Raw genomic sequence first — 10,886 nt, forward strand, 5'->3', positions numbered from 1 at the left:
CGGCCGCACCGTCAACTGCATTGCGCGCTCACTTGAGTTGCGCCCCCGCCTTGCGTGCGAAGTCGTTCGTAAACGTCGCGTTCAGATCGATCTTCTTCGGATCGAGCCGGTTATCAAACGACGCCAGCGCGCGCAACGAAGTCGCCGGGCCGTCTGGGGGCATCAGGCCATCGGGCGAATAGGCGTCGCGCACGTTGTGAAAAGCCTCCACATATAGCGCGGAATCGTTGAGCAGATAAGCCGGCGGCACCATCTTCAGCAGATCGGCATCGCTCGCGTTCTGCAACCAGTGATCCGCGCGCACGATCGCGTTCGCGAGCGCCTGCGTCGTCTTCGGATACTTCTGGATGAAACTCTCGGGTGCATAAAGCGTGGCTGCGGGCATCGTGCCGCCGAACACCTCCTGCGTGCCCTTAACCGTGCGAGTGTCCACCAGCACCTTGATTGCACCGCTGCGCGTGAGCTTCGTCATCATCGGATCGACGTTGGAAAGCGCGTCGATCTGCCCGTTGCCGACCGCCGCCAGCACGGTCGCGCCGCTGCCCACGCCGATCGCCGCGATGTCGCTGCGCTGCACGCCGGCCTTGCGCAATGCGACGGTGAGCACCAGATCGGTCGACGATCCCGGCGCGCTCACGCCGACCTTGGCGCCTTTGAAGTCCGCGAGCGTTTTTATCTTGTCGGCTTTCGACGTCAAGACCGCGACCACGATCTGCGGCGCGCGGCCCATCAATGCGAAAGCCCGGTAATGTTGGCCTTTGGCCTGCATGAAAAGCGTGTGCTCGAAGGCACCCGCGCCGATATCCGCACTGCCGCCCACCACGGCTTCGAGCGCTTTCGATCCGCCCGCGAAATCTTCGAGCGTGACGTCGAGACCTTCGTCCTTGAAATAGCCCAGTTGCTGCGCCGTCAACACCGGCAAATAGTAAAGACCGGGCAACCCGCCGACGGCCATCGTCAAGGCCGGCTTTTCAGGCGTGTCTTTCGCGAACGCTACGCCGTCCAATGCCGCGATGGCAAAAAGCGTAGCGCATAGGCCGGCGGCACGCCGCATCCAGTGAGAAGGCATTTGTCGTCTCCTTTTTGTATTTTCGTTCGATGCGGTCGTTGGGCCGGCTACCGTCGGCGGACTTGGGCGAGAGAGACCGCCTGAAGATTGTCGTCGTCCGACTGCAGGCGCGCCATGCGCCCAAACCCGAATGGCCGCGCCCGGCGCGCTGTGACGACTGGACGTGTCGGCGTACTGCGCGACCGATAGGCTGCGGGCCGGGACAGCGCAGTTGTGTTATTGCCGATGCGGCGGCGGACCCGGCTGGATCTGCGGCTGCGGCACGGCGCCGCCGACGGGCAACTGGATATAAGGCGCGACGATGATCGGCACCGATGAGTTCGGCGCGAGTTCGGTGGGCGTTGCGATCGGGCGCGCTTCGACGATGGGCTCCCGCGAAAGCGGCGCGGTTTGCAGGACCGTGCCGCTTTGCCCGTCGCTGATCCCGCTTTGCGTGTCGAGAATCACCGGCTTGCGGCTATTACTCGACGCGGCAAATACGCTAGATGCGGCACTGACCGTAGCCAACGAGATTGCAACGACAGCGAGGACAGGTTTAAGCGAGCGGATTGGAGACATGGGCGGACCGGTTCGAGTCGGCAAGGCCGGATTGCGCGGACGACGCCCTACCTTACCGCGACACGCGCCAGCAGGCTAGTCGATATTCGCCATCCTCGTGTTTGGGCGTCCGGTTCGCGATCACAAAGGCCCAGATGTGACAAAGCCCCGCAAAGACGGGGCTTGACACTGAACTACCACTTCTACCGCTTACTGCGACTGCGCTGGCCGTGCGACCCGCACGCTGGCGCCGCCAGTTGAAACTTACAGCGAGTAGCCGTTGGTTTCGAGCGAGCGGATACGCTGTTCGAGCTGAACGATATCCGACGACGACGCCAGATACGCTTCGCGGCGATCGCGTTCGGCAGTTTCAAACCAGGTGCTCAGCTTTTCGAGGATGTATGCAAACATGATGTTCTCCAAGGATCAAATGAATCCCCGGTGGATTGGGCATCAGGGATTTCCCGTAGACGGGTTAACCCGAATTATAGGCTGATGGTGCAACCGCGCCAGTGAAATGCTCGCATGATGTGCATTCCATTTTGGAATACCGCACACGTTTGGTGCAATAAGATCTTTGATTTCTTTGGCTTCTGAGCGCCGCGGGTTTTGTTAGCGGGCAGGTCGCCGTCCTTTTTGCACAACTTCGGTGCGCGACCTACGGGTTGCACCCGCGTCAGCACTCTCAATGCCGCGCCTTCACCGACGGTAGCCCGTGGCAATCCGCGCGCTTGTCTTCACAAAGCAAGTCCGCATCGGCGAGCCGCTCGATGATCGGACACTCCGGGCGGTCGTCGCCATGACAATGGTTCGCGAGATGCGCCAACGTGTCGCGCATCTCGGTGAGCTCGGCGATGCGTCGATCCAGGTCGGCCACGTGATCCAGCGCGATCGCCTTCACTTCGGCGCTCGCGCGCGTGCGGTCGTGCCACAGCGCCAGCAGCCGCCGAATGTCTTCCACGAGGAAACCTAGCCGGCGCGCCTGACGAATAAAACGCAACGAATGGACCTCCTGCGGCCCGTAAACCCGATAGCCGGCGCTCGTGCGTGCTTTTGCCGCCAGCAGGCCGACGCTCTCGTAGTAACGAATCATCTTCGCCGTGACGCCCGACGCGCGGGCCGCTTCGCCAATATTCATCACCGTTTCTCCACTGATCGGCTCGATCGTACACGTTCCCATGATGGGAAGGTCAGCCACTTAAATTCGGTCCGGCAGGCATAATTCAACTGTCGCAACGTTATTTCGCGAGGCAATCCGATGAAAACCGAATTCCAGGTCGAAGGTATGAGCTGCCAGCACTGCGTGGCCGCGGTCACGAACGCTATCCGCGAGCACGACGACGGCGCGCAAGTTCAGGTGGATCTGGCGGCGGGCCGCGTGACGGTTGAATCGACGCAATCGGTCGAGGCGTTGAAGGCCGCCATCGACGAGGCCGGGTACACAGTCAAAGGCGCGGTCAAAGGCGAGGTGAAAGGCGTATCGCCCGACGAGGCGAGTGGCGCGGCCGGCGGCGTCGCGCACTAGGCGGACGCGCTCATGTTCAAGGTCGCCGTGATTGGAGCGTCGGGTCTGCTCGGCCGCGCTATTGTCGACGAGTTGGCGAGGCAGCCAACCAGGCAAGTCGTCGGCACCGCGTTCAGCCGCCCTGCGCCGGACACTGTCCCGCTCGATGTCCGCGACTCGCGGGCAATCGAGCAGTTTGTCGAACGCGAAGCGCCGGATGCGCTCGTGATTGCCGCCGCCGAGCGTCGGCCGGACGTGTGCGAGCGTCAGCCGGAACTGGCCCGCGCGCTCAATGTCGACGCGGTGCGCGCGATCGCGGCCGCGGCGCAACGGCGCGGCGCCTGGACGCTGTCGATTTCCACCGATTATGTTTTCGACGGCACTCATCCGCCTTATCGGCCGGATTCCGCGCCCGCGCCGCTCAACGCGTACGGGCGCAGCAAGCTCGAAGGCGAGCACGCGTTAACCGCGACGACCGACTTCGGCTGTGTGCTGCGCTTGCCGCTGCTGTATGGGCCGATTGTCGATTGGGCGGAGTCCGCCGTGACGAGCCTCGTGCCCGCGATTGCCGCGTCGGCTTCGGCGCACGGCCAGCCGGCCCGCATGGACGCGTGGGCGATTCGCTATCCGACCTTCACGCCGGACGTCGCGTTCGTGATCCGGCAGATGCTCGAGCGTCATGCCGGGGGCAACGCGATTCGCGGCATCGTCCATTGGTCGGGCGACGAACCGATGACCAAGTACGAGATCGCGGTGCGCCTTGCGCAAGCGCTGCAACTGGATGCGCACCTGACGCCGCAGCACACGCCGACCGATGCGACGCCTCGCCCGCATAACTGCCATCTTGCGTCGGAGCGGCTCGAGGAGCTTGGCATTGGCCGGCGCACGCCGTTCGATACGGCGATACGCGAGGTGCTCGCCGCGTTTCCGTGGCGCGGCGATACGGCTGTTTGACGAGCGAAGCGGCGAGCTATGGCGAGCGCGGGTCAAGCGCACATTCAACCGCGCATCAGTGAAAATCGCGGCTCGCGGTGGCCAGGTCGCCGAGCCACTCACTTAAGTCTTCCAGACGATGAGCGACCAGGTGCACCACCTCGCCCTTGTGTTTCCGCCTCATCTTGCCCGCCTGACTCGCAGGCGCGGTCTGCTCGCCCTGATTGCCCGGGTTGCCCTGATTGCCGCCAGTGGCGACGCCGTCGTCGCGCTGCAAGACACCATAGACCGCGAGCAGCGAAGAGCCCAGCAGCGCCTTGCGCTGCTTTTCCACCAGCGACGGCCAGACGATCACATTGATCGAACCGGTTTCGTCTTCGATTGAAACGAAGATGGTGCCGTTCGCCGTGCCCGGCCGCTGCCGCACGGTGACGATGCCGCATGCCCGCGCGAGCGTGCCGTGCTGACACGCAGCGAGATCCGCCGCCGTGCGAAAACGCTGCTTCGCGAGACGCGCGCGCAACAGCGCAAGCGGATGACGATTGAGCGTGAGGCCGAGGCTCGCATAATCGTCGACGATCTCGCGCGCCTCGTCGGCCTGCGGCAACGCGAGCGGCGCTTCCGCGATCGGCGCATCGCGCAGCAGCTTGGGGACAATGTGCTGGGCGGTCACGGCCCACCATGCTTCCCGCCGATGACCCGCGATACTCGTCAGCGCGTTCGCCGCCGCGAGCGCTTCGAGATCGCGCCGCGTCAGCGCCGCGCGTCGCGCGAGATCGTCGACGTTCGTAAACGGCGCATCGCGGCGAGCGGCCATGATGCGCTCGGCAGCCGCCTGCGCGAGTCCCTTGATCAGATGCAGACCGATACGCACGGCGGGACCGCGCGCGCCATAAGTGCCGGGCGCTTGAAACACGCGCGCGGTCAGCCGCTTCGCCGCGCGCCGGATCGTCCGGTTCACTCTCAGGCGGCGCAGCGAAAGATCGCGCAACTGCTGCGCGGACAAGACGGCCTGCTGACGATGCAAACAGGTTTCGCCCGGCGCGATCCGCTCGCCTTCGCGATCGCGCTTCTCGAAGGTCGATTCCCAGTCGCTCAGCGTCACATCGGGCGGCAATACCTTGACGCCGTGGCGCCTCGCATCCTGCACGAGTTGCGACGGCGAATAAAAACCCAACGGCTGGCTATTGAGCAGTCCGGCCAGAAAAGCCGCCGGCTCGTAGCGCTTTAACCACGCACTCAGATAGACGAGCAGCGCGAAACTCGCCGCATGGCTCTCCGGGAAACCATACTCGCCGAAACCTTCGATCTGCTGGCAGATACGGTCGATAAATTCCGGCTCGTAGCCGCGCGCCGACATGCGGTCGCTCAGGTCCTTCTGATACTTCGCGAGGTTGCCGGTGCGCCGCCAGGCCGCCATTGCGCGTCGCAACTGGTCGGCCTGCTCGCCGGTGTACTTTGCGGCGACCATCGCCAGATGCATGACCTGCTCCTGGAAAATCGGCACGCCGAGTGTGCGTTCGAGCACGGGCCGCAGCTCGTCTTTCGCGTAGTCGATCGGTTCGAGGCCCTGCTTGCGGCGCAAATACGGATGCACCATGCCGCCCTGAATCGGCCCCGGCCGCACGATCGCGACTTCGATCACGAGGTCGTAATACTTGTTCGGCTTCAGGCGCGGCAGCATGCTTTGCTGCGCGCGCGATTCGATCTGGAACACGCCGACCGTATCGGCATGGCCGCACATTTCGTAGACGGCGCGGTCTTCGCGCGGAATGTCCTGCACGCGGAACTGCGGAAAGCCGCGTCTTAGCGCGACGAACTCCAGCGCGCGCCGAATGGCCGACAACATGCCCAGTGCCAGCACGTCGACTTTCAGCAGCTTGAGCGCGTCGATATCGTCTTTATCCCATTCGATCACGCTGCGGTCTTTCATCGTCGCGTTTTCGATCGGCACGAGCCGCGAGAGCTTGTCCTTCGCAATCACAAAGCCGCCGACGTGTTGCGACAGATGCCGCGGAAACAGGCGCAATTCCTTCGTGAGGCGAATCAGATTTCTGGTGATGTGAGAGTTGGCGTCGAAACCCGCTTCCGCGAGATAGCCGGCCACTGCTTCGGAACCGTCCCACCATTGCTGCGATTTGCTGATTCGCTCGATCAACGATGCCTCGAGACCCAGCGCCTTGCCGACGTCCTTCAATGCGCTGCGCACATGGTAGGTAATCAGCGACGCGGTCAGCGCCGCGCGATGACGCCCGTACTTCGCATAGATGTACTGGATCACCTCCTCGCGGCGCTGATGCTCGAAGTCGACGTCGATATCGGGCGGCTCGTTGCGCGCGCGCGAGATGAAGCGCTCGATCAGCATGTTCATATGCACGGGGTCGATCTCGGTCACATGCAGGCAATAGCAGACGATCGAATTCGCCGCCGAACCGCGGCCCTGGCAAAGAATGTTTCTGGAGCGCGCGAAGCTCACGATGTCGTGCACCGTCAGAAAGTACTTTTCGTATTTCAGATCGGCGATCAGGCTCAGTTCCTTTTCGATCTGATCGATGCGCTTCAGGTCCAGGCCGTTCGGCCAGCGTTCCGCCGCACCCGCCATGACGAGCTTGCGCAGATAGCTCGACGGCGACTCTCCCGCAGGCACCAGTTCTTCGGGATACTCGTACTTGAGTTCGTCGAGCGAGAAGCGGCACAGCGCGGCGATATTGAGCGTTTCCTCGAGCGTATCGCGCGGATAGAGTTTGCTCAGACGCACCCGCGTGCGCATGTGCCGTTCGGCATTGGCTTCGAGCGCGTGGCCGCATGCCGACAGCGGCGTGTTCAGGCCAATGGCGGTCATCGTGTCCTGCAAGGGCTTGCGCGATCGCGTGTGCATCAGAACGCCGCCCGCCGCGACGAGCGGTAGGCCGCTCGCTTGCGAAATCATCCGCAAGGCGTCGATCTGAAGATCGTCGCTGCCGGTTTGCCAAAGTTCGAGCGCGATCCACGCGCGGTTGGCGGCGAACGACGCGAGCCAATGCGCGCAATGCAGTGTGTGCGACAGCGTAGCCGTGCGCTGCGGCACAAGCAGCAGCACACAGTCAGGCAGAGTCCGCAGATGCTCGAGATGCGGCAACGAATCGGTGAAATCCGACGGGCTTAGCCGGTAGCTGCCCTTCTCCGCGCGCGAGCGGCCGAGCGTGATCAGTTCGGAAAGATTGCCGTAACCGTTGCGGTTCGCTGCAAGCGCAACCAGAGTGCAGAAAGGCTCGCCGGCTGCGTCCGTCAGATTCAGTTCGCTGCCGATGATCAGTTGAGGCAGAGGTTTCAACACCTCGTTTTCTAGGGCCTCCTGTCGTATCGCTTCGTCCAAGACTTCTTTCGGAAGCGGACCGGCTTCCGGCGGCCGGGCCGCTTTCAGCTTGTCCTCGATTTCCTTGCGCAGACGGTTCTGCTCTTCCCCGATTTCCTTTAACGCCGAATGAGCGCGCACGACGCCCGCGAGCGAGCACTCGTCGGTAATGGCGAGCGCGCTATAGCCGTGCAGCATCGCGCGTTCAACGAGTTCATGCGGATGCGAGGCGCCACGCAGGAACGAGAAATTGGTCAGGCAATGCAGCTCCGCATACGCCGGCAAATTCGAGGCGGGCGGCTGCGGAGGAAGAAGCGCGGACGCGGATACCGTCATGATGCTCAACCGAATAAACCCTGCAAATACCAATCGCCGCTGATACGTTCGCGGTACACCCAGAACATGTGGCCGCGATCGTCGGCGGCGACGTAGTAATCGCGCTCGACGCGATCGCCGTCCCACCAGCCCGCTTCGATCCGCTCGGTACGCGTGAGCATTTTCAGCGGCCGGCGATAGATCGGCCGCTGATCACGCATCATCAGGCGTAGGGGTTTATCGAGCATCCAGATAGGGCGAGGCTGAGAAGGTAAGGCGCTGTCGGGGAGGTTTAGTGAGGCTTGGGGTGGTTGCTGAGGTGCTTGCTGTGATGCTTGCTGAGGAGTGAAGGCAGTGGCGGTTTTTGCGTTCGTCGCTGCGGATGGGCGTGGGGTGGCCTGCTTTTTCGCTTCCGCGTCCGTTTCCGTTTCCGCCGCGCTCGAGGGTGATGCGCCTTCAGCCGCGGCGTTTCGCAACTCATCGGTTAGCCAGGTTTTATCCGCTTTGATTCTGGGCCGCGCTTTCGCCTGCGAGCGCTTCTTGCGCGCAAAATCCTGAGCCTGGTACGCCTCGACGCGCATGGCGTGTTCGGGGCGATGATCGTCCTGCACCGACATTTGCAGCACGTTCTCCGGTCCCAACCGGGCGCTCAAGCGTTCGAGCAGACGCACGATCGACTCACCGTCCGATTCGGGCATGGGAAACAAAGTGTCGGACTGGCCGGCGTATTCGGCGATCTGATCCGCGACCAGCTTCAATTCGATGACGGGCGCCGCGAGAACCGTCTGATTCAGTTTCTCGCGCAACAGCCAGATCAAATGCTCTGCATCACGCGACGGTATGGCCCACGCGACCTTCAAGCTCGATGTCTTCGGCGAATGGCGGGACGCCAATTCATGCTCGAGCAGCAACGTATAACCGCTCAGCGCCGCATGGTGCGCGCTCAGCCAACCGGCCAACTGCACGATCAGCCGACGCGCGGCGAACAGGAGCGCATCGGCGTTATCGACGCGCGACGGCAATTCGAGCTGCGCATGAAACGACGCGGGCGCGCGAAACGATTCGCGCGGATCGGGGCGCGTGCCATACGCCTGCGCCAGCAGGTCCAGAATGCCGCCGCCAAACCGCCGGACCACGCCCGCTCTGGGCAATTGACGCAAATCGGCGAGGGTCGTGCATCCGACATGCACGAACGCGTCGCGATGCGTTTGCGCAACCGGCAGCAGCGACACGGGCAAGCGGTCGAGTACACGCGTGAGCGAAGTCTCCTGCACCACATGCCAGCGGCGCCCGTGCCGGTTGGCGCGTGCCTGCGCCAATAGCCAGGCGCCCCACGCCGTGGGTGCACACGCGATACGCGCGGTATAACCGAATTCCGCGACCGTGGACGACACCCGCGACAACAAGGCTCGCAAGCCACCGAACAACCTCAAGCCAGAGCCGACTTCCAGCAGCAAGGTATGCGTGTCGGCCAGCGAGACCTTCGGCGTGTACGTCAGCAGGGCAAGCGCGATTGCTTCGAATGCCTGCGTTTCGCGGGCGGCGTCGGCGGTGAGCAGTTTGAGCCCCGGCGCCAAAGCCAGCGCGTAGGAACGCGAATGGCCGGGTTGCACACCGGCGCGCAAGGCATCGACGTCCGGCAGCAGAATATGTGCGTGGTCAGCGAGCGCATAGCAGTGCGCGTCGGCGATGTTTCCGGCATCGCACGACGGGTTTGCGTCGCGGCTGGGCTCACACCGATTCTGCTTCGCGGACGAACCATCCGGAAGCGATGTCAGCGGCTTTACCGCTTCCAGCGACAAGAGAGGCAATGCGACGGCGATCCACAACATGTTGAGTCTCTAATCCTTGATGGCTGCTTGCTCCGTTCGCGGGTAACAAAACGCCTTGCAGCGGCAGAACGAGACGAAGCGGCTCGGCAAGCGGCGGCCCGCGGCGCTTGAAGATGTCAATCGACAGGCCAATCTCCTGCAACCACTGACGACGGTTGATCGTCTCGGCATTAGCCGGCAAAAGCGGCTCGCAGATCATGCGTAATGGCGCTGGCGACGATTGCGCAGCGGCCTCTACAGGGCGCATCAAAAATGCCAGCGAAGCCGATTCTTGAGCCGCGACCTGCAAGCGCCTGACTTTATCGGCGCGCGCATTCGACAACCACACCAGAACCGCGCCGATGCCGTCCTGCTTCAATGCCTGAGTGGCGGCCCAAAGAGCCTTGTCTTCGTTCGAGCGCACCCATAGCACGCGCTCGACATCGATGCCCCACGCCTTCAATGCCGCCGCGCTCGGCTGAAAAGGAGGTGCCACAAGCATCACATGCCGCCCCGCCTGCTTCGTGAGATGACCAAGCGCGTAGGCCAGCAAGCGCATTTCGCCCGCGCCCCAATGCTCGACCAGCAGTTCCGTCACACCACCGGCGGGCCAGCCTCGTCCGGGCAATACGCGATCCAGCGCGGTGTGGCCACTCGGGACCACACGCGAATCCACCTCGGCAAGCTCGTTGCCCTGCCACATTTGACGCCGCAATTGCGACGACAGCGGAGTTGTCACAAGCTGAATCGCTGCTGCCATAGACCACTCGTTCCATTGAAAATGCTCCGCCCTGCCCGATCTCGATCGAGTAGGGACGACGAGTCATCACTGTATATTTATACAGTATTTTGATGGTGATGTTAAGGCGGGGAAGCGGTACGGAGGTCCCGGTGGGATAAGGAAAAGCGGCTTGGGAATGGATACGATTGGTCTGGGGGAATGGAGCTTTAGCGCTTGGAGGATGCCGATAGGACAGAGTGCAAGAAGGAGTTGCGCCGCGCCGCACATGGCGTTCACCACGCACCAACACGTCCTATCGAGTCGCGATGACGGTGAGGACCGGCGCGCTGACCTGGCAGTTCGATCCGCTGATGGACGATCAGGAACTGGACTCGCGGCAGTCGACCGGCGCGGTGTACTGGGAAGGCGCGGCACGGGTGAGCCGCAATGGCGCGGAGCTCGGGCGGGCGTATCTGGAACTGACCGGTTATGCGGGCGCTCTGCGCATGGGCGGGCCGTGACGGCGCCGTATTTTCCAGCGCTGTAAACGCAGAAACCCCACCTTTTCGGGGTGGGGTTTCTGACACTGCTGGGGAGCCTGACGATTACCTACTTTCACACGGGTAATCCGCACTATCATCGGCGTGGAGTCGTTTCACGGT

Annotated in this window: 9 protein-coding genes and 1 pseudogene; 3 read left to right on the plus strand and 7 right to left on the minus strand. The window is 63.0% G+C overall.

Translation table 11 applies throughout. The annotated features are described in order from the left end of the window. Positions 1 to 28 precede the first annotated feature (28 nt). The 4 genes from C8K18_RS31180 to cueR form a co-directional block, all read right to left on the minus strand. Positions 29 to 1,069: an ABC transporter substrate-binding protein gene (locus tag C8K18_RS31180; protein WP_029972110.1), complete on the minus strand. Its 1,041-nt coding sequence runs from the start codon at positions 1,067 to 1,069 to the stop codon at positions 29 to 31. 216 nt (positions 1,070 to 1,285) lie between these two features. Beyond that, positions 1,286 to 1,627, minus strand: coding sequence for a hypothetical protein (locus tag C8K18_RS31185; RefSeq protein ID WP_006053110.1), 342 nt, complete (start codon positions 1,625 to 1,627; stop codon positions 1,286 to 1,288). Between the two features lie 243 nt (positions 1,628 to 1,870). Beyond that, the gene (locus C8K18_RS31190; protein ID WP_006053111.1) at positions 1,871 to 2,017 is read right to left on the minus strand and encodes a DUF3563 family protein; all 147 of its coding nucleotides are present in this window, start codon (positions 2,015 to 2,017) and stop codon (positions 1,871 to 1,873) included. A 274-nt stretch (positions 2,018 to 2,291) separates the two neighbouring features. Further along, positions 2,292 to 2,744: a Cu(I)-responsive transcriptional regulator gene (gene cueR, locus C8K18_RS31195; RefSeq protein WP_107710884.1), complete on the minus strand. Its 453-nt coding sequence runs from the start codon at positions 2,742 to 2,744 to the stop codon at positions 2,292 to 2,294. Positions 2,745 to 2,864: 120 nt separating this feature from the next. On the opposite strand from cueR, the gene C8K18_RS31200 reads away from it, so the two are divergent. Then, positions 2,865 to 3,131, plus strand: a complete 267-nt coding sequence (locus tag C8K18_RS31200) for a heavy-metal-associated domain-containing protein (RefSeq protein ID WP_107710878.1) — start codon at positions 2,865 to 2,867, stop codon at positions 3,129 to 3,131. Positions 3,132 to 3,143: 12 nt separating this feature from the next. Then, positions 3,144 to 4,064: an SDR family oxidoreductase gene (locus tag C8K18_RS31205; RefSeq protein WP_107710879.1), complete on the plus strand. Its 921-nt coding sequence runs from the start codon at positions 3,144 to 3,146 to the stop codon at positions 4,062 to 4,064. Positions 4,065 to 4,119: 55 nt separating this feature from the next. Here C8K18_RS31205 and C8K18_RS31210 read toward each other — a convergent pair whose 3' ends face one another. The 3 genes from C8K18_RS31210 to imuA are packed head-to-tail and all read right to left on the minus strand — an operon-like array spanning position 4,120 to position 10,263. Next, positions 4,120 to 7,713: an error-prone DNA polymerase gene (locus tag C8K18_RS31210; RefSeq protein WP_107710880.1), complete on the minus strand. Its 3,594-nt coding sequence runs from the start codon at positions 7,711 to 7,713 to the stop codon at positions 4,120 to 4,122. 5 nt (positions 7,714 to 7,718) lie between these two features. Then, positions 7,719 to 9,524: a DNA polymerase Y family protein gene (locus C8K18_RS31215; RefSeq protein ID WP_107710881.1), complete on the minus strand. Its 1,806-nt coding sequence runs from the start codon at positions 9,522 to 9,524 to the stop codon at positions 7,719 to 7,721. Next, positions 9,424 to 10,263, minus strand: a complete 840-nt coding sequence (imuA, locus tag C8K18_RS31220) for a translesion DNA synthesis-associated protein ImuA (protein WP_053857831.1) — start codon at positions 10,261 to 10,263, stop codon at positions 9,424 to 9,426. Before imuA ends, C8K18_RS31215 begins: the two co-directional genes overlap by 101 nt. 236 nt (positions 10,264 to 10,499) lie before the next feature. Here imuA and C8K18_RS31225 point away from each other — a divergent pair. Beyond that, a pseudogene (locus C8K18_RS31225) lies at positions 10,500 to 10,745 on the plus strand (lipocalin family protein); the annotation flags it as partial. Positions 10,746 to 10,886 lie beyond the last annotated feature (141 nt).

Source organism: Paraburkholderia sp. GV068, from assembly GCF_003058125.1.
GTDB lineage: Bacteria > Pseudomonadota > Gammaproteobacteria > Burkholderiales > Burkholderiaceae > Paraburkholderia > Paraburkholderia graminis.

Excerpts from the sequence above, each read along its gene's own strand:
- C8K18_RS31180 (WP_029972110.1), bottom strand. The coding sequence starts at position 1,069 with ATGCCTTCTCACTGGATGCGGCGTGCCGCCGGCCTATGCGCTACGCTT.
- C8K18_RS31185 (WP_006053110.1), bottom strand. The coding sequence starts at position 1,627 with ATGTCTCCAATCCGCTCGCTTAAACCTGTCCTCGCTGTCGTTGCAATC.
- C8K18_RS31190 (WP_006053111.1), bottom strand. The coding sequence starts at position 2,017 with ATGTTTGCATACATCCTCGAAAAGCTGAGCACCTGGTTTGAAACTGCC.
- cueR (WP_107710884.1), bottom strand. The coding sequence starts at position 2,744 with ATGAATATTGGCGAAGCGGCCCGCGCGTCGGGCGTCACGGCGAAGATG.
- C8K18_RS31200 (WP_107710878.1), top strand. The coding sequence starts at position 2,865 with ATGAAAACCGAATTCCAGGTCGAAGGTATGAGCTGCCAGCACTGCGTG.
- C8K18_RS31205 (WP_107710879.1), top strand. The coding sequence starts at position 3,144 with ATGTTCAAGGTCGCCGTGATTGGAGCGTCGGGTCTGCTCGGCCGCGCT.
- C8K18_RS31210 (WP_107710880.1), bottom strand. The coding sequence starts at position 7,713 with ATGACGGTATCCGCGTCCGCGCTTCTTCCTCCGCAGCCGCCCGCCTCG.
- C8K18_RS31215 (WP_107710881.1), bottom strand. The coding sequence starts at position 9,524 with ATGTTGTGGATCGCCGTCGCATTGCCTCTCTTGTCGCTGGAAGCGGTA.
- imuA (WP_053857831.1), bottom strand. The coding sequence starts at position 10,263 with ATGGCAGCAGCGATTCAGCTTGTGACAACTCCGCTGTCGTCGCAATTG.